A 17,738-nucleotide genomic window follows, 5' to 3' on the forward strand; every position below is an offset into this window, starting at 1 on the left:
CGCGTGCTCGGATTGGTGACCATCGGCCAAGCGCCACGGGATGATGTCACAGCGTCAATGTTCGGCGATGCTCGGCCCATGCTGATCGAAGCCGGCGCTCTCGACGGCCTCGACAACGAGACGATCGAGTCGCTGAGACCGACTCGTGGAGACCACGTCCTGGTCACGCGTTTAGTGGATGGACGGGAGGCGGTGGTCGGCAAGGAGCGGCTACTGCCGTATGTGCAGTCTGCGATCGACCGCGTGGTAGACCTTGGCGCGTCGATTGTCTGTGTTCTCTGCACCGGCGCCTTCCCGGAGCTTCGCTGCCCAACGCTGCTTATCTTCCCCGACCGGATCCTGTCCGGTGTGTGTGACGCGTTCCTTACCAATGGCACGCTGGGAGTGTTGATGCCGCATCCCGATCAACACGAGTCAATGGTTGCGAAGTGGTCGACCGATGGTCGGGCGGTCGTGACCGCCAGTGTTTCGCCATACGCAGGAGCCCGCGCGGTAGGCGAGTCGATGCGGCAGCTCGCTGCGGCTGGCGCACATGCGATCGTCATGGATTGCATGGGATTTGATCGTCAGATGCTGGCCGATGCGCGCCGGTCCGTCTCGACGCCGGTGATTCTGGCCAACGGGCTTGTCGGCGCGATTCTCAGCGAGCTCGTCGGGGACCCGACGAGCGATCAGGGTCGTGCGGTCGTGTCGTAGCGCCCGCGAAGCGCATTGACGCGGACACGGACAACGTCGAGAAACATCAGCGCCGAGTCCTGGATCGGTCTTACCTTGCTTCCCGGCACGTGCTCCCAGTAGACGGGAACTGTTGCGATTCGATAGCCCAATCGTCGCGCGATGAACAGCACCTCGACATCGAAACCGCTGACGCGCGGGCCGCGGATCTCACCAGGGTCGTGGAGTTGCGTTCTCGCGAAGATCTTTCGGGCAGCGTCTGCGCGGAAGGCCTTGAAGCCGCATTGCGTGTCGCTGATGCCCGGTACGGCCAGAGCCTGAACGACGAAATTGAAGACACGTCCCATGAAGTGCCGGTAGGCGGGCTCGCCAACGCGGCGCGCCCCGATTCCCTCGCGCGAACCGATCGCGACCCCAGCCCCTCGGCGGAGCTCATCGAGCAGCAGCGGCGCAAACCTCATCGGCGTCGACAAGTCGGCGTCCGTGAACAGGACATAATCGGCAGTCGCGCTGAGGATGCCGTCGCGGACTGCGTACGCCTTGCCGCGATGGGGCAGGGATAAGACAACCAGGTCGGCGGACGAGGGAGTGAAGCGGCGCGCGATCTCGGCAGTTCTGTCGGTGCTGCCGTCGTCGGCGACAATGATTTCGGCCACAATTCGCTCGTCTACGAGGTAGCGATCGATCGCGGCCAGTGTCGCTGGCAGCCGCTGTTCTTCGTTGAAGGCCGGGATCACGATCGTGAGCTCGGGCCGTTGCGCTTCGATCACTGTCTCCCGATGCCCGTCAACCGGCTGTCCCGTCTCGTGTCTGCGAACTCCGGCTGCAAAGTGTAGCAGCGGCCGGCAGCCCCGGGCTCAATCGGCTGTCGGACAGCAGTGCGCGGAGGCGTTGCCGCTCCCCATCGCTCACAAGCGGGCGGCGGCGCCAGTCGCCTGCTGCGAGCGCGAGTCCGGCCAGAGTGCCGCGTAGTGCCGCGCGGGCTGCCGGTTCCCGCGCGTGCCGGAGATCACGGGCGAACCTGCCGAAGTGATACGCGATGACCCGCTGCCGATCGGGCAGCACTCCCCGCGGGATCGAGCGGGCAATGACAAGCCAGAGATTGCGCGCGACGTAGTAGCTTGCCAGCTTGCCACCAGCCGTCGCGGACAGCGCGTGGTAAACGACAGCGTCTGGACAGTACACGCACTCCCACTTCTGTCGCCAAAGACGCCAGGCAAGATCGACATCTTCGCAGTACATGAACAGTCGCTCGTCGAATATCTCGCCGCCGCCCCGATCGACAGTGGCGAGCGCCGCCCTCCGATAGAGCGCGGCGCCACCACAGGCGCTGAAGACATGCTTCTGTTGATCGTACTGGCCGGCATCGAACATCCAGACGCCTCGGTTGCCCGGCATCCCTCGGACGGAATAGTAATCTCCCGCGGAGTGTAATCGAGTGCGATCGCTCATCAACCGCATTTTTGACGCGACGCTGCCGGCTCGGGGATGCTCGTCGGCGCATCGAACGAGCGAGGCGAGCCAGTCCGGCTCGACCTCGGTGTCGTTGTTGAGTAGCACGACATATTCACCAGCGCCGCGGGCAATGGCTGCATTCAGGCCCCGAGTCAGACCAACATTCTGCTCGAACCGGATGATCTGCCCACGCTGCGCTGCCCGAGCGACCACCGGCGCGATCGGCTCGGTCGACCCATCGTCAACGACCCAGAGCTGGTAGTCGGTGAACGTCGACGCGCGGAGGCTCCGTAGACACGCGCGCAGCAGGTCAGTGCCATTGAAAGTAGGCACGATCAGATCGACTCGTGTCATTCGCTGAGGCAGCGTTGTAGCGCGTCGCGCCAATCGGGCAACGTGACACCGAGTGGCGGCAGCGCGAGTGATGCCAGCGCTCCATTCGTAGGGGGATTCGCGGCACGCCGGTAATCTGCGCCGGGTATTGGCCGGATCTCTGTACCCGCTCCAACCAGGCCGGCGATGGCAACGGCCCACTCATGCCACGATGCGACGCCGGCGTTTACTGCGTGGTACGTGCCACCTGGCCCGCGAGTGACAATCGCCTCGATCGCGAGGGCGAGGTCGTCGACGAAGGTCGGGTTGCCTCGTTGATCTTCGACGACGGTCAGATAGTCTCGCTCAGCCATGAGCCTGCGCATCGTCGATACGAAGTTGCGTCCCGTGCGACCGTAGAGCCATGCTGTCCGCACGACGTAGCACTCGGCCGTGGCGCGCGCTTCAATCTCCCCAGCCAGCTTGGACGCGCCGTAGACACTGATCGGCCCGGTGGAGTCGAACTCGTGGTACGAGTCAGGTTTCCGACCATCGAAGACATAGTTTGTTGAGATGTAGGCGAGCGATGCGCCACACGCGGTGGCGGCGCGGGCAACGTGTCGTGTGCCGATCGCGTTGACTCGGTAGGCCCAGTCGGGTTCGACCTCGCACCGGTCGACATCGGTCGCTGCCGCGGCGTGAACGACGATCCGCGGCTGAATCGCGGCGATGGCGTCGCGGACGGCCGGCCATGACGCCAGGTCCAACGACTGTCCGCCGAGCGGCACGACATCCCAACGATCGGCCCAGAGGCGCACGATCGACTCCCCGAGCTGACCGGTGCTGCCGGTGACGGCGACCCTGTCCTTCTTCACAACTGTCCTCCAACTGGCCCGACCGGCCAGGTACCGATGATACAATGCGGGGAAAACTGTACGTACACAGTGGGGAGGCTCAATGACCCTGCGCGCCTACGTCCATCCGACCTGAACGAGCTGCAAGCGAGCCGAGGAGTTCCTCGGCGAAGCGCATCTGGATTTTGATCGGCGTGATTTCTTTCGCGATCGCCTTACCGTTGAGGAGCTCGGCGGGCTGCTCGCTGCTGCCAGCGCTGAACCGATGGACATACTTTCGAGGCGCTCACGTGTCTATCAGGCCAGGCGCGATGAGATCGACGCGATGACCGGCGGAGAGTTGCTCGACGAGATGATCCGCGAACCGACGTTGATCCGCCGCCCGCTCATTCTCGATGGTAACCGGCTGATCATGGGCTTTGACAAGAAGGCGTTGGCGGCGATCGCTGCTAATGAGACAGAAGCAGGATAGGTGACGATGTTGCGACTAGGCGCCCACATGTCGATTGTTGGCGGATTCGACAAGGCGGTCGAACGCGCGAAATCCGTCGATTCTGAAGCGTTGCAGATATTTACCAAGAATCAGAACCAGTGGCGGGCAAGGCCGATCGCCGATGATGAAGTGACCCGTTTCAAGGCAGCACTCCAGGAGCATGACATCCACCCGGTAGTCGCTCATGATTCATATCTCATTAATCTGGCATCCCCGAAGGATGAGCTCTGGGAGAAGTCGATCGCAGCGTTTTGCGTGGAGCTCGAGCGCTGTGAGCTGCTCGGCATTCCATTTCTGGTCACCCACCCCGGATCACACACGGGTAGCGGAACCGATGCGGGCATTCTGCGAGTCATTGAGGCACTCGACCGTGTCCATGCCGATCTTCCGGAACTGACCACCGTGACCCTTCTGGAGACCACGGCAGGCCAGGGGTCGAATCTCGGCTCGACCTTCGAGGAGCTGCAGGCGATGCTCGCCGGTATCAAGCATCCGGAGCGGGTCGCGGTTTGCTTCGACACGTGTCACGTCTACGTCGCCGGATACGACATCGTCTCTCCTGAAGCCTACGCCGCAACGATGGACACCTTCGATCGGCTCATCGGCATCGAAAAGATCGAAGCGTTCCACTTCAACGATGCCAAGCAGTCACTCGGGTCGAAGAAGGATCGACACGACTTGATCGGGCAGGGCAGCATCGGTATCGGCGGGTTCTGGAATTTCATGAACGACGACAGGTTGAGCGGTAAGCCCGCGTTGCTGGAAACCGAGAAGGGCGACGACCTCGCGGAAGACCGCGAGGCCATCACATTGCTGCGCGCGCAGCAGGGCGCGGCATATCCGACCGCGACTACGACAACCGATTGACCACCAGCAGCCGTGTCTCGGTCATATCGTCGATCGCGTATCGGATGCCTTCTCTACTGAGGCCCGAATCCTTGACGCCGCCGTATGGCATGTGGTCGATCCGGTAGACCGGGACATCGTTGAGGATGACGCCTCCAACGTCCAATCGGTCGAATGCCTGAAATGCGTGCTCGATGTTGTTCGTGAAGACGCCGGCCTGTAGCCCGAAGACGGAGTCGTTTGCCGCAGCGAGCGCGGCTTCGAAGCTTTCGACCGGGAACACGGTGACGATCGGCGCGAACGCCTCGCGCGAACACACGAACGAATCCGGGGACGCGTTGACGATCACCGTCGGCTCGTAGAAGCGGCCGCTCGCCTTGCCACCGGTCAGAAGCGTGGCGCCTTCGGCAACCGCCGCGCGGACCCACTCGTCGACCCGGCTTGCCGCCTTCGCGTCGATCATCGGCCCCAGCTCGGTGTCCGGGTCGAGCGGATCGCCGGTCTTGATTGTCCCGACCGCGGCAACAAGCTGCTCGCAGAACGCATCGTAACTGTCGCGATGGACGTAGACGCGCTGGACGGAAATACAGACCTGGCCGGCATAGGCAAACGCTCCAGCGCGCACTCGCTGGGCTGCCAGACCGATATCGGCATCTGCGTCGATGATCACGCCGGCGTTTCCACCCAGCTCGAGCACGACCTTCTTCTTGCCCGCTCGCTGCTTCATCTCCCAGCCAACGTCCGGTGAGCCGGTGAATGACAGCAGCTTGAAACGTTCGTCGGTCACGAGCCGGTCACCCGTCTGGCGATCCATTGGCATGATCGAGACAGCTCCTTTCGGGAGCCCGACTTCATCGATCATCTCGGCGAACGTTAGCATTGTCAGTGGATCGTGCGTGGGTGGCTTGAGGACGACCGAGTTGCCCGACGCGATGGCTGGCGCGACCTTGTGTAGCGCCAGGTTCAACGGAAAGTTAAACGGCGAGATCGCCGCGATAGGGCCGATCGGAACCTTCCTCGTGATGCCGAACCGCCCCTTTGACGACGGCAGTAGATCCAGTGGGATCATCTCACCGCCGATCCGCTTGGCCTCCTCCGCGGCAACCCGGATAGTGAACACTCCTCGCATCACCTCGACCCGAGCGTCGCGCAAAGGCTTGGCTGCCTCCTGTGCGAGGAGACGAGCAACCTCTTCACCACGTTCTTCGAGGGAGTCGGCAAGCTTGTCGAGCGCGGCTGCCCGCTCGTAAAGCGGCATGACGCGCATGATCTCGAACGCGTCCTCGGCGGCACGGATGGCGTCCTCGACGTCATCCTCCGTCGCAAACGATGTTGTGCCGACGATCTCATCGTTCCACGGATTGCGAATCTCGAGCGGACGATCGCTCGACCTCCACTCTCCGGCGCAGTAGTACGGATATTGCTTCGCCACTTCGAGGCTCCTCTCTTCTGTTTGCCAGTCTACACGCCATCGAGGGCGCGTCGGGGAGTACCCGCGCGCCCTCGATTCAACTGTTCGATCCGTGAACTAGTTCTTCGAGAACTTCGGGCTGTCCGCCCCCCACCAGGTCTCGTTCTGCGCGCCGAACGCAGATAGCTCGGTCTTGGTATAGATCAGACCGTCGCGATCCATTACCGACCGCTCGTACGCGCCGCTCATCGTGATCGCGTCGACCGGACATACCTGCGCGCAAAAGCCGCAGAACAGGCAGCGACCCGAACGAAGGATGAATTCGCCCAACTCCCGGTCGCCTTCTTCGGATGGAACGACATGCATTTCAAGACACGAGGTCGGGCAGATCCGCGCGCATAGTCCGCAGGCGACGCAGAGCGCCTCCCCTGTTTCGGGGTCGGCTCGTAACGACGGCAGCCCGCGGAAGCGTGGTGGCATCGGCCGCTTCTCGTCGGGATAGAAGAACGTCACTGACTTACGCGGCAGTCGTCTCAAGGTGACTGCGAAGCCCTTGAACTCGTCAAACATACGCGAAGGCTCTCTTTCTGCCCCGTCCGGGTTCTACCTAGTCAGCGACGATCCGGATGGCGTCTGCTACCAGACCCTGGCCAATAGATAGCCGGACTGTCCCTTCCGCGCCGAAACCTGACACTGGCCACTGCATTCCGTTGCGCTCCAGGCGCGGGAATGAGACACCAGCGTACCCGGGAACGATTGCCGAGATCTCGTCCATGATGACGGCGGTGTTGAGGTATCCGAAGTGATAGCCCAGCCGCTGCGCGATTTCTGACACGTAATAGGTGGTTGGGTGCGAATCGCCAGGCGCCGACACCGCGAAGCGTAGCCGCTGAACGGTTCGGTCGAGGTTTGTGAACGAGCCGTCCTTCTCCAGGAACATTGCCGCCGGCAGGACGATGTCCGCGCGCCGAGTCAGCTCGCTGTCGAAACAGTCCTCGACAATCAGAAGCTCGAGCTTGTCGAGCGCGGCCAGTAGCTCGGCATCGAGTGGCTTGTTCCACTTATGCGATTGCGCTGAGATGTACATCGCGCGCACCTGGCCGGCCTCGATGGCTGCGGCGAGCCCGCCGATTCCGACGCCCGGATCGGACGGGAGGTCTAGCAGTGGAGCGAAGCCATTCTCGGACGCAAGCGAAGTGGCCCATCGGTCGCGCCAGATTTCCGCGAGCGCGTCGCGGGCTGTCGCGTCGCTAACCAGCTCTCCACCCGGCAGAATCGCCGGATGGCAGCCGACATCGAACGAGCCCTGCATATTCGCATTGCCGCGGCCAGCCAACACGCCGCCGCCCGGCCGGCCGACGTTGCCGGTCAGCACAGCGAGGTTATGAGCCGCGATCGCGATAGCGCCTGCATCGCCGGAGTCGCGGCTTGCGGCGGTGTGCCAGATCGTGCTCGAGGGATATTCTGTTCGTCCGTCCCGTTTCCCGACTCCGCCGGTTGCGTAGAGGACGGCGCATGTCCGAAGGAATTCCGTCGAGACGCCGGCCGTCGCGGCAACCTTGTCGATGTCGATGCCATCGACCGCGCCACGCAGCGTTTCCATGTCTGCGCCCGGCGCTGCCAGGCCCTCGGCAATGATGATCTTTGCCATTGCGTTCAGGACATCGGCTTCGCTGCCGGCCGGGGCAGGGATCCAGTGGTCAGACCGATCGCACATGTACGAGTGCTCGGGCCGGACAACGACCATCTTCACTTCGCGATAGCGCAGTGCCCAGAAGAGCCAATACGAAGCAATCGGCTCGGTTACTCCGATATCCGGCCCGACGACCAGCACCATGTTCGAGTCAGTTCGCATCTCCTGCATGCCCGCCGGCGATGCTGCTATGCCAAACGAATCGACCAGGGCCTGCTCGACCGATGCCTGGCTTCGGGTCATCAACCGATCGACATTGTTCGACCCCATCACCGCGCGGCTGAACTGCTGCAGCGAGTAGTTCTCTTCGTTGGTGTTGTCCGGGGAGACAAGCGCCGCGAACGCCGGCCCCTGGTAATGCTTGAGCTTCTCTGCCGCCGTGTTCAGCGCCTCGTCGAGCTCGACCTCAATGTATTCGCCGCTTTCGCGGATCAGCGGGTATCGGAGCCGCAGGGGATCCTGGACGTGCTCGTGCCCCCATTTGCCTCGCTCGCAGGTATAGCCCTCGTTGACGCCGCGGTTCCAGAGATGCGTTACACGTCGCACCAGACCACGGTTGTGCTCGACATTCAGCGTGCAGCCGACGTCGCAGAAGCCGCAGACCGTCTCGACCGCGTCCAACTCCCACGGGTGGTGGCCGAAATGGCGATCGGTGAGCGCGCCAACCGGGCAGACCGCGATGCACATCCCGCAGTTGGTGCAGGCTGTCTCGCGAAGATCAGCGCCATAGGAGGTCGTAACCTCGGCCTCCAGCCCCCGTCCCGCGATGGTAATTGCGGTGACACCGATCATCTCATCGCAAACACGCGTGCAGCGGGAGCAGATGATACAGCGATCCCACTTGTAATCGATCGTCTCGCGAAGATGGCGATAGGGCTGGGCGATCTTCGGACGCAGGTAGGGGCTGTCATGGACGTTATGGAGATACGTGTTGTCCTGGAGATAACACTCTCCCGACTTGTCGCAGGTCGGGCAGTCCAGCGCGTGGTCGATCAGATACATATGGAGGACGAACTGACGCGACTCGATTACCGCGGGTGAATGGGTGGAAACCTCCATGCCATCACGAACGGGAGTCGCGCATGACTGGATCAGCCCGCCCCGGGGACCCAGGATCTCGACCGTGCACAACTGACACGAGCCCCAGGGTCGGAGAAGGGGCTGGTAGCACAGGTTCGGCAACTCAATGCCGGCAGCATCTGCGGCCAACAGGATGTAGGTCCCCGCTGGAACCGTAACCTCCTGCCCATCGATCGTGCAGGTGACGAGCTTCGTGTCGGACTTCACCACCATATCTGGCTGCCCCGTCTCCTCAAGGTCCGGCCAACCGCGCCGTTCTGGCGCTGTCGTTTCGTGATCCGGGCTTTCCGAGTCCGTCGATATGTTTCGGCGCAAGAGAAAATGCTGACGACCCCACACACCAGCCCGGCGCACCCGTCGAACGGGTGCTCTATCCGAGTCGATTCTAGCATGGCTAGCGGGCAGCCTCACAAAATCGACGCTCCGGACTCTGAGAACTCACCCCGCGAATCACATCGTCCGCTGGTGAACAGGGAGTAAACGCCATCATGCTATACTCGACCGGCATTTTCGCTGGCTGAATACCATCGTCTTCGGGGAGGTCGCGTGGAGTTCGAAACGGTCATCGGACTTGAAGTTCACGTCCAGCTATCGACTCGAAGCAAGATGTTTTGCGGATGCTCTGCAGAGTACGCGAGCGCCCCGCCCAACACGCACGTCTGTCCGATTTGCCTGGGGTTGCCCGGTGTGTTGCCGGTCATCAACCGTGACGCGGTCCGCAAGACGGTCATGACCGGTCTGGCACTCGGCGCGGAGATCCCACCGTTCAACAAGTTCGATCGGAAGAATTACATCTACCCGGACCTCATGAAGGGGTATCAGGTCTCACAGTATGATCTCCCGATGGCGGTGGGTGGATACCTGGATATCGCGGTTGATGGATCCACCCGGCGGATTGGCATCACGCGCGTCCATCTTGAAGAAGACACGGCTCGTCTGACACACACCGCCGGCCATGCCGGCGATTACAGCCTCGTCGATGTCAATCGTTCCGGCGTACCGCTCATGGAGATCGTCACCGAGCCGGATCTGCGTTCTCCGCAGGAGGCGCGGGAGCTGCTGATTGAGCTTCGACGCATGCTCCGCTACATCGACGCGTCGACTGCGAACATGGAAGAGGGCCAGTTTCGTTGCGATGCGAACATCTCGCAACGGTCGGTTGATGGTGCCATCGTCGGCGCCAAGGTCGAGATAAAGAACATGAACTCGTTTCGGGCCGTCGAACGGGCGCTGATATTCGAAACCGAACGTCAGCGAGCTGCGCTTCGAGCGGGAGAGACGATTGTCCAGGAGACCCGGGGTTGGTCAGATGCCGACGGAGTGACGCTGGGGCAGCGGTCCAAGGAATTCGCGCACGATTATCGTTATTTCCCCGAGCCGGACCTGCCGCCACTGGAGATTAGCCGGGAGCTGGTCGCGGAGATTACCACCGCGATGCCGGAGTTGCCGTGGACGCGTGTGTCACGGTTCGAGGCAACCTATGGACTGTCTCACCAGGAGAGCGCACTGCTGACCGACGAGGCTGCGGTCGCGAATTATTACGAGCGATCCGTGAGCGCCGCTGGGGGCCACTACCGAGATGTCGCCAACTGGCTGGTTGGAGATGTGTTCGCGATTGCTCGGGCACGCGGAGGATTCGATCTCGTCAGGATCACGCCAGAGCAGCTTGCCGATATCGTCACGATGGTTCGGTCTGGAGATATCAACGCGCAGGCGGGCAAAGAAGTCCTCGGGGTGGTTGACGAGACCGGTCAATCACCGAAGGATGTCGTCGATCAGCGTGGTCTCCGCCAGGTGTCTGATGTGGATCTCGTAGCCAATGCGGTCGCCGAGATCATCGCGGCGAACCCGTCAGCCGTCGAAGATTACCGCTCCGGGAAGCAGGCGGCGCTTGGCTTTCTGATCGGGCAGGTCATGAAGGCAATGCGCGGAACGGGCAACCCGGCGGTCGTCAGGCAAGAGATAAGCAGACGTCTGAACGAGGACGCTCAGTGACCGATGGGGCCAGGCCCGGCTCTCCGGGCATTCTCGGTGAAGTCCGGCAGAACTGGCGCGATAGACCGCCCCTGACGTAGTGAGGAACGGACGGCGGCGCCGCCCGATGGGAAGATCGGTGGTGCGGGTATGGCTTTCACGACTAGCATCCGTTCTCACGAGCCCAGCCTGTTCGAGATGGCGGTCGACCGGTTCTCGGAGGCGGCGGATGTCATCGGTCTTGATGATGATATGCGGCGGATCCTCAGCTACTGTCGTCGCGAGCTTACCGTGCACTTCCCTGTCGAGATGGATGGTGGCTCGGTGCGTGTATTCACCGGCCACCGCGTCCACCACAACCCTGGGCCGGGCCCGACGAAGGGTGGCATTCGCTACCATCCAAACCTGACGCTGGATGAAGTCAAGGCGCTGGCGATGTGGATGACCTGGAAGTGCGCCGTTGTCGGCTTGCCATATGGCGGCGCAACAGGCGGCGTTGCTTGCAACCCCAGGTCGATGTCCCAACATGAGCTTCAGCGTCTGACGCGTCGATTCACCACCGAGATCTCCCTGCTGCTCGGTTCGAATCGAGATATCCCGGCCCCCGACCTCAACACTGGCTCGCAGACGATGGCCTGGATGATGGACACCCTTTCTATGCACCATGGGTATTCGATGCCCGGAGTGACGACGGGGAATCCTCTGAGCCTCGGCGGCATCGAGGCGAGGACCTACGCGACCGCCCTTGGCGTTGCAATGACGATCCGCCAGGCAACGAGTCGACTGGATATGCGCCTCGATGGCTCGTCCGCAATCGTTCAGGGATTCGGCAACGTTGGATCGTCGCTAGCTGTTCTGCTCGACGAGATGGGCGTACGCGTTGCTGGCGTCTCTGATTCGTCGGGGGCCATCTACCAGCCCACCGGCCTGGATATGCTGCGCGTGAAAGCGCACAAGGCACGAACCGGTTCGGTGGTCGGATATGATGGGGCCGAGACACTGACGAATGACGAGCTCCTGACGCAACCATGCGACATTCTGGCGCCTGCGTCGGTCGTGGAAGCAATCACCGAACGGAACGCCGATGACATCAGGACGCGTCTCGTCGTTGAAGCGGCAAATGGATCGACGAATCCAGAAGCCGACCTGATTCTTCATAACCGTGGGATCGTCGTGGTGCCGGATATCCTTGCCACCGCCGGCGGCGTGGTTGCTTCGTACTTCGAGTGGGTTCAGGCAATCCAGGCGTTTCCCTGGACCGAGACGGAGATTCACGAGCGGCTCAACCGAATCATGATGCATGCGTTCGCCGCAGTTGCCGAGACGGCCGAGAACTACAACGTCCAGTTCAGGACGGCCGCGCTCTGCCTGGCCATCCAGCGCGTCAGCGGATTCGCGCGCGATCGTGGGATCTATCCATAGCCGCCTGAGATACGAGCCTGCGCGGCCCGCATCCCCGTCTCCGAGCTGTGGAGGTGGCCACGGCTACTCTCCGACGAGCAGCTCCCGGAGCTCCTGCTCTGACTCGCGTCGGGCAATCGCGATGATCTCGTCGCTCGCCTGAATGCTGGTCGTGCCAGTGGGGATCACGATCTTACCGCCCCGCAGAATCGCGATGATCGAGGTGTTTTCCGGCAGATCGATCTCAGCGAGCGTTCGGTTCGTGATCGGTGAGGATGGGGACACGCTGGCTTCGACAAGCGTTACATGCGCATGTCGAAGCGCGAGAAGGTGCACAAAATGTAGGCCAGGAATTTGCTGCTCGATCAGGCTGAGAATGACGTTCGTCGGGCTCACTGTGACGTCAATGCCGAGCAGCCGGAATAGCTCTTCGTTCTTCGGGTTGTTGACCCGAGCGATAGTGCGCCCAACGTTGAAGCGATGTTTCGCCATCTGACAAATGACGAGGTTGTCTTCGTCGTCTCCAGTCACCGCGATGATCACGTCGGCCCGTCCCGCACCCGCGGCGGCGAGTGTCGCGGCTTCGGCGCCGTCGCCATTCATCACGACTGCCCCAAAACGCTCCGTGTATGTCTCGACCTTGGCCGGATTCTTTTCGATCAGCAAAACCTCATACCCCTCGTGGACGAGTGTCTTGGTGAGGTAATAGCCAACCTTCCCGCCGCCAACAATAATCAGATACACAGAGAACTCTCTTTCGTCCGCTTGTGCAGGAAACGCTAGCTCGTCGACAACGAATCGAGCAGCAATGATGCAATGGTCGTCGTCGGACAGACGGTGTAGATCCCCATCCGCCGATAGGTCTCGGCGCGGACAGGATCATAGACGCGAGCGGCGACCTGAGGTGTCTGGAATCGTTTCTGGGCGAGCTGGGCGGCCATCAGATTCGTGTTGTCGCCATTGGTCACCGCAAAGAAGGCATCAGCCTCCTCGATACCCGCAAGCTTGAGAACATCCTCGTCGACACCCGTCCCAACGACCGCCGTGCCGCTGAACTCCGGGGAGAGTCGTCGAAGCGCGGCGCTCTGGATATCCACGACGGAGACCCGATGGCCGGCCTGGTCGAGCGTCCCGGCCAATCGCGCGCCGACCCGCCCGCAACCAACGATCACGATATTCATAGTCGTTCCCATTCTACCGGTGCGCGCTCACAGATCCGTCGCCTCACGGGTCAGAATGACCTCACACGACGCGGACCGCAGGACATATTGCGCAGTCTCGCCCATCGTTGGCTGCCCACGATAGTCGACAAGCTTGCAGGCCATGACGATCACATCGCAGTTCCGTTCGATCGCCTCATCGACGATGGCTGCGCCAGCGGTGCGCGCCTGAAGCAACTCCGGAAACACTCGGTGGATCTTCGGCTCTGCCTGTCCTCGAGCATATCGTTCGGCTTCGGCCAGACAAGCCTCACCATGGGCAACTTCCTGTGGCATGTCGGCATCGAGCGGAAGCGACTGCTTGACCTCCACAACGTACACGAGCACGACTTCGCTGTTTCGTTTCGCTGCGAGGATGCTCGCCAGGTCGAGAACTCGTCGATCCCCGGGTCCACCCGTAATTGGGACGAGAATGCGTCGGTACTGCACCCAAACCCCCCGCAAAGATGCGCGTTGGTCGAATACCCCCTCGACCGCGCTCTATCATACGCCCGATGACAAGCGCGCAATAAGCGGCGAGGGAAGCCCTGCCGATCGCATTGCCGCCTGAGTCCGCTCAATATCGTAGCGAACGCGACGAAACACCACTCGTTGCTCGATTGGCTCAAAAAGCGCGAACGCCGCCTTCGGATTTCCGTCCCGCGGTTGACCGACGGAGCCGGGGTTCACGATGAATCGTTCCCCGGCTAGATCGAGAGTATCGCCATCCTGAGGCAGTGCCGGAGCAATGCCGTTGCTGGCCATTGCTTCTGTGATGAACAGCTGCAAATGGGTGTGGCCAAGGAAGCAGACGGACTCATCGAACGCTTTGAAACCCGCATTCGCGATTCTCGCTGAGTAGACATATTCCCATAATGGATGACGAGGGCTTCCATGAACGCACAGGCAATCGCGAATAGACACGCTGGAAGGCAAGCCGGCCAGGAATACTCGCTGTTCGCTGGTCAACTGGTCGGCAGTCCAGAGCGTCGCGGCACGCGCGATCGAGTTGAACTCGTCAAGGGAAAGGAGCGCTGTTGCCGCGGCGTCGTGGTTGCCGAGGAGCATGACTTCCGGGCGGAGGCCGACGATCCGGTCGATGCAATCGCCAGGAAACGGTCCATACCCGACGGTGTCTCCGAGGTTCCAGACGGCATCGACCGGGCCGGCCGCGACGAGAACTGCGTCCAGTGCGGCCAGATTCGCGTGAATGTCGGAAACGACTAGTATCGTCATCGAGTCTGTCGCCATCTCAGGATGAGACGATGGACGCATCGCCGGATGAGGGTCTGGGTGCAGACCGAAGATAGATGAGCAGCACGCCGACATCGGCTGGCGTGACCCCTGCGATCCTGCTGGCCTGTCCAATGGTCGACGGTCGCACAAGCTGCAGTCTCTCGCGTGCCTCGTTTCTCAACCCGGGGATGCGCTCGTAGGCACACGTGGCCGGGATGGCCTGATGTTCCATCGACTTTGTGCGCTCGACCTGTTCGCGCTCCTTCTCCACATATGCGCCGTAGCGCAGGTCGGTCTCAATGCGCCGGATCGTCTCGTCTCCAGGCGGCGTGGTTGGTATCAGGTCCGGTCGGAGGCGCGCTATCGCGATGAGGAGCGCCTGCAGATTGGAATCTGGACGCCGCGCGTAGTCGGCTGCGGTCATGCTCCGACTTGCAGGAGGAAGGCCAACCGCCGCCAGCGCTGCCGTGACGATGTCGTTGGGAGTCAGATAGACCTGAGTCAGCGCGGAGATCAGCGCATCACGCTGGAGGCGTTCCTGCTCGATTTCGCGAAGTCGACCATCGTTGATCAGCCCGGCGGTGTGGGCAATTGACCCGAGCCGTTCGTCCGCTGTGTCGGATCTGAGGAGTATTCGATGCTCGGCTCGAGATGTCAGCATCCGGTATGGCTCGACAAAGTCCTGCGTGGAGAGATCGTCGGCCATCACCCCGATATAGGCTTCATCCCGGCCCAGCGTCAACGGTTCGATCCCGCCTACGTAGCGCGCCGCGTTCAGGCCGGCGATCAGCCCCTGGCCGGCTGCCTCCTCGTAGCCCGAGGTTCCGTTCACCTGGCCGGCAAGAAACAGGCCATCCACGCGCTTGGACGCGAACCAGGGTGTTAGCTCCGTCGGCTCGATTGCGTCGTACTCAACGGCATATCCGAAGCGGGTGATTCGCGCGTTGCGGAGCGCCGGGATCGTGCGCAGGAACGCAAGCTGGACATCATGAGGCAGGCTGGTGTTCGCGCCCTGAACGTAGACTTCAGTCGTGCGCCACCCCTCGGGCTCAAGGAACAGCCCATGACTCTGCTTCTCGCGAAAGCGCATGACCTTATCCTCGATCGACGGACAATACCGAGTTCCAACCCCTTGAATCGTTCCGTTGAACATTGGCGATCTGTCGACGTTCCTGGCGACAAGGTCATGACCGTCCATGTTTGTCTGGACGAGGTAGCAGGAGAGCTGCTGGCGCCAGCCATTGGTTCGGCCCGGGTAGATCGGGAGAGGCGGCAGCTCGAGTCGCTCGATTCGCCCAGCGCGACCGGAGCGCGAGAACCAGAGCGGGCTCTCGGCGCCAGCTTGCTCTTCGGTCAGGTTGAAGTCGATCGTTCGCGCGTCTACTCTGGGCGGCGTCCCGGTCTTGAGACGGCGCAAGCGAATTCCGACATCTCCGATTGAGAGCGCCAGGTCGCTGGTTGCGGAGTCGCCGGCCCGTCCGCCCGACGAGCGCCACTCCCCAGCGATCAGATTGCCACGCAGGAACGTGCCAGCAGTAATCACGACCGAACCACAACGGTACTCGTTGCCGAAATCCGTGATCACCGCGCTCACGGATGGCTGCCCACCGTTGGCTTGCAACTCGATTGCGCGAGCCGATTCCTGGCGGAGATCGACTCCCGGCTGCGTCTCGAGGGCTTCCTTCATTGCCATCGAATAGAGCGTCTTGTCGGCCTGCGCTCGAAGTGCCTGAACGGCCGGCCCACGCGATGCGTTGAGCACCCGAACTTGCAGAGCCGTCCGGTCGATCGCTTCTGCCATCGCGCCGCCGAGCGCATCGATTTCGGCGACAATGTGACCTTTCGCAGGCCCGCCGATTGAAGGATTGCAGGGCATGAAGCCGATGCGGTCGAGGTTCGGGGTCAACACCAGAACCGACGCGCCAACCCGTGCGGCCGCTAACGCAGCCTCGCAGCCAGCGTGGCCAGCGCCAATCACCACGACATCGTAGGTTGCGGTACAGGATAGAGTCATTGCAGGTGCCATATCTATGGTGAAGTATAGGATCTGGACACCGTAACCGGCAATGCAGGGGGAGACCCCTGGGGGCTGTGGCGCGCGAAATGGTCAGTTGAGGAGGTACAGGCTCGTGAGCTTTATGCGGGGTGTGGTTGAAAGTGCCATCAAGAACATGTCACCCGAGGAGCGCGACCAGGCGCTCAACGCGGTGATGCAGCAGGTGGTGTCGTCGATGTCGACCGAGGAGCGCAAGGCGGCTCTCGCCGATATCGTAACGCTGCTCGCGAGTGATCTGAGCGCCGAAGATCGGGTCGGGATCATTCGCTCGATAGAGGGTTGATGCTGATTAGGAGGACACAGGATGGATCGATCGACACGAGGAACACTGGAGGTTGTCGGGATCGCCACTGCAGCCGCGGCTGCCATCGGGGGTATCGTCGTGGCGCTGAGTCGAGCGCAGTCAGCGCAGCACGTCGATGGTGAGCCTCCGAACGCAGTGGCGTCGGTCCCGCCTGTGACGTCGAACGGTGGCGATCGAGATTCTGATGCGATGGCGACGGCGATGGGTTCGCTGGCGGAGGTGTATCCGGAGATTCTCGATAGCATCAGAAATCTGTTGACGAATGCCGGAGAAGCTGCCCGGCCAGCGGTGGACCGCGCTGCCACTTCGTTTCCATCGGCGACTGACGTCAGGGCAACAGGCGCATCAGCCATCAGCAAGCTGCAACACGCGGCTCTCGACACGATTGTCCCTGCTATGAGTGAGGTGTTCCAGTCGGCCCGGGGGCGACTGGAGTTGGACCATGAGCCAGCCGAGCCGGCCGAGTCAGCTCGAGCCGGCCGTCGGCGTCGTGAGCGCAACAGACGCGGCCGCGCGACGAGCGATCGATCGAACGTCTCAGTCCGCCCACGCTGCCCTCGCGGCATCGGGGAATGTTGCGAGGGAGTCGGCAGCCGCCGCACTCTGGCTCACGCTCGCCAGCGCATTGGTGTTCTTTCTGATTCTGAGCGATCAGCAACGCGAGAAGGTTACGGCAGCCATCGGGTCGGCGGTTGAACAGGCCCAACTGCTTATTCGTGACTTCAAGGGGTATGAAGACGAATACTAGG

17 protein-coding genes and 1 pseudogene are annotated in these 17,738 nt (G+C 62.0%); 7 read left to right on the top strand and 11 right to left on the bottom strand.

The genetic code is table 11. The annotated features are described in order from the left end of the window. The first annotated feature begins 15 nt into the window (after positions 1–15). Entirely contained in the window at positions 16–696 is a 681-nt protein-coding gene (locus tag V9F06_06040; GenBank protein MEI2617195.1) for an AroM family protein, read from the top strand. On the opposite strand, the gene V9F06_06045 is transcribed toward V9F06_06040, so the two are convergent. From V9F06_06045 to rfbD, 3 genes are read right to left on the bottom strand one after another with little or no spacing between them, the layout of a single operon-like run. Continuing rightward, positions 672–1,445 (bottom strand): dolichyl-phosphate beta-glucosyltransferase, encoded by a 774-nt coding sequence (locus V9F06_06045; GenBank protein MEI2617196.1) that lies wholly within the window; start codon positions 1,443–1,445, stop codon positions 672–674. The genes V9F06_06040 and V9F06_06045 overlap by 25 nt on opposite strands. Positions 1,446–1,461: 16 nt before the next feature. Further along, the gene (locus V9F06_06050) at positions 1,462–2,484 is read right to left on the bottom strand and encodes a glycosyltransferase family 2 protein (GenBank protein MEI2617197.1); all 1,023 of its coding nucleotides are present in this window, start codon (positions 2,482–2,484) and stop codon (positions 1,462–1,464) included. Beyond that, on the bottom strand, positions 2,481–3,317 hold the full coding sequence (rfbD, locus tag V9F06_06055) for a dTDP-4-dehydrorhamnose reductase (GenBank protein ID MEI2617198.1): 837 nt from the start codon (positions 3,315–3,317) through the stop codon (positions 2,481–2,483). The genes V9F06_06050 and rfbD overlap by 4 nt, the downstream gene beginning before the upstream one ends. 127 nt (positions 3,318–3,444) lie before the next feature. On the opposite strand from rfbD, the pseudogene V9F06_06060 reads away from it, so the two are divergent. Together V9F06_06060 and V9F06_06065 are read left to right on the top strand one after the other, a co-directional pair. Next, positions 3,445–3,768, top strand: a pseudogene (locus tag V9F06_06060) (ArsC/Spx/MgsR family protein). A gap of 6 nt (positions 3,769–3,774) precedes the next feature. After that, positions 3,775–4,656 carry a deoxyribonuclease IV gene (locus V9F06_06065; protein MEI2617199.1) on the top strand — a complete coding sequence of 294 codons (882 nt, stop codon included), beginning with the start codon at positions 3,775–3,777 and terminating at the stop codon, positions 4,654–4,656. Here V9F06_06065 and V9F06_06070 read toward each other — a convergent pair. From V9F06_06070 to V9F06_06080, 3 genes are all read right to left on the bottom strand, one after another. After that, positions 4,640–6,067 carry an aldehyde dehydrogenase family protein gene (locus V9F06_06070; GenBank protein MEI2617200.1) on the bottom strand — a complete coding sequence of 476 codons (1,428 nt, stop codon included), beginning with the start codon at positions 6,065–6,067 and terminating at the stop codon, positions 4,640–4,642. The genes V9F06_06065 and V9F06_06070 overlap by 17 nt on opposite strands. Positions 6,068–6,163: 96 nt before the next feature. After that, on the bottom strand, positions 6,164–6,616 hold the full coding sequence (locus tag V9F06_06075) for an NADH-quinone oxidoreductase subunit I (GenBank protein MEI2617201.1): 453 nt from the start codon (positions 6,614–6,616) through the stop codon (positions 6,164–6,166). Positions 6,617–6,653: 37 nt separating this feature from the next. After that, positions 6,654–9,032: a molybdopterin-dependent oxidoreductase gene (locus tag V9F06_06080; protein ID MEI2617202.1), complete on the bottom strand. Its 2,379-nt coding sequence runs from the start codon at positions 9,030–9,032 to the stop codon at positions 6,654–6,656. Positions 9,033–9,365: 333 nt separating this feature from the next. Here V9F06_06080 and gatB point away from each other — a divergent pair, with 333 nt between their 5' ends. Beyond that, positions 9,366–10,814, top strand: coding sequence for an Asp-tRNA(Asn)/Glu-tRNA(Gln) amidotransferase subunit GatB (gene gatB, locus V9F06_06085; protein ID MEI2617203.1), 1,449 nt, complete (start codon positions 9,366–9,368; stop codon positions 10,812–10,814). A 129-nt stretch (positions 10,815–10,943) separates the two neighbouring features. Beyond that, complete coding sequence (locus V9F06_06090; protein ID MEI2617204.1) at positions 10,944–12,215, top strand: Glu/Leu/Phe/Val dehydrogenase; 1,272 nt, start codon at positions 10,944–10,946, stop codon at positions 12,213–12,215. Positions 12,216–12,278: 63 nt separating this feature from the next. Here the strand turns inward: V9F06_06090 and V9F06_06095 are convergent, their stop codons facing one another. From V9F06_06095 to mnmG, 5 genes are read right to left on the bottom strand one after another with little or no spacing between them, the layout of a single operon-like run. Further along, positions 12,279–12,938: a TrkA family potassium uptake protein gene (locus tag V9F06_06095; GenBank protein ID MEI2617205.1), complete on the bottom strand. Its 660-nt coding sequence runs from the start codon at positions 12,936–12,938 to the stop codon at positions 12,279–12,281. A gap of 35 nt (positions 12,939–12,973) precedes the next feature. Continuing rightward, positions 12,974–13,375 (bottom strand): TrkA family potassium uptake protein, encoded by a 402-nt coding sequence (locus V9F06_06100; GenBank protein MEI2617206.1) that lies wholly within the window; start codon positions 13,373–13,375, stop codon positions 12,974–12,976. Positions 13,376–13,402: 27 nt separating this feature from the next. Beyond that, positions 13,403–13,843, bottom strand: a complete 441-nt coding sequence (locus tag V9F06_06105; protein MEI2617207.1) for a universal stress protein — start codon at positions 13,841–13,843, stop codon at positions 13,403–13,405. A 54-nt stretch (positions 13,844–13,897) separates the two neighbouring features. Beyond that, positions 13,898–14,629 carry a metallophosphoesterase family protein gene (locus tag V9F06_06110; GenBank protein MEI2617208.1) on the bottom strand — a complete coding sequence of 244 codons (732 nt, stop codon included), beginning with the start codon at positions 14,627–14,629 and terminating at the stop codon, positions 13,898–13,900. A 16-nt stretch (positions 14,630–14,645) separates the two neighbouring features. Beyond that, positions 14,646–16,643, bottom strand: a complete 1,998-nt coding sequence (gene mnmG / locus V9F06_06115) for a tRNA uridine-5-carboxymethylaminomethyl(34) synthesis enzyme MnmG (protein MEI2617209.1) — start codon at positions 16,641–16,643, stop codon at positions 14,646–14,648. A gap of 115 nt (positions 16,644–16,758) precedes the next feature. Between mnmG and V9F06_06120 the strand changes: the two genes are divergently transcribed. Next, positions 16,759–16,968: a hypothetical protein gene (locus V9F06_06120; GenBank protein ID MEI2617210.1), complete on the top strand. Its 210-nt coding sequence runs from the start codon at positions 16,759–16,761 to the stop codon at positions 16,966–16,968. Between the two features lie 463 nt (positions 16,969–17,431). Next, positions 17,432–17,737 (top strand): hypothetical protein, encoded by a 306-nt coding sequence (locus tag V9F06_06125; protein ID MEI2617211.1) that lies wholly within the window; start codon positions 17,432–17,434, stop codon positions 17,735–17,737. The last annotated feature ends 1 nt before the right edge of the window (position 17,738 follow it).

This window comes from Thermomicrobiales bacterium (assembly GCA_037045155.1).
Lineage (GTDB): Bacteria > Chloroflexota > Chloroflexia > Thermomicrobiales > CFX8 > JAMLIA01.

Bases quoted from the DNA above. Each gene is read 5' to 3' on its own strand.
- V9F06_06050 (MEI2617197.1), bottom strand. From the start codon at position 2,484: ATGACACGAGTCGATCTGATCGTGCCTACTTTCAATGGCACTGACCTG.
- V9F06_06075 (MEI2617201.1), bottom strand. From the start codon at position 6,616: ATGTTTGACGAGTTCAAGGGCTTCGCAGTCACCTTGAGACGACTGCCG.
- V9F06_06080 (MEI2617202.1), bottom strand. From the start codon at position 9,032: ATGGTGGTGAAGTCCGACACGAAGCTCGTCACCTGCACGATCGATGGG.
- V9F06_06090 (MEI2617204.1), top strand. From the start codon at position 10,944: ATGGCTTTCACGACTAGCATCCGTTCTCACGAGCCCAGCCTGTTCGAG.
- V9F06_06100 (MEI2617206.1), bottom strand. From the start codon at position 13,375: ATGAATATCGTGATCGTTGGTTGCGGGCGGGTCGGCGCGCGATTGGCC.
- mnmG (MEI2617209.1), bottom strand. From the start codon at position 16,643: ATGACTCTATCCTGTACCGCAACCTACGATGTCGTGGTGATTGGCGCT.
- V9F06_06110 (MEI2617208.1), bottom strand. From the start codon at position 14,629: ATGACGATACTAGTCGTTTCCGACATTCACGCGAATCTGGCCGCACTG.
- V9F06_06125 (MEI2617211.1), top strand. From the start codon at position 17,432: ATGAGCCAGCCGAGCCGGCCGAGTCAGCTCGAGCCGGCCGTCGGCGTC.
- V9F06_06065 (MEI2617199.1), top strand. From the start codon at position 3,775: ATGTTGCGACTAGGCGCCCACATGTCGATTGTTGGCGGATTCGACAAG.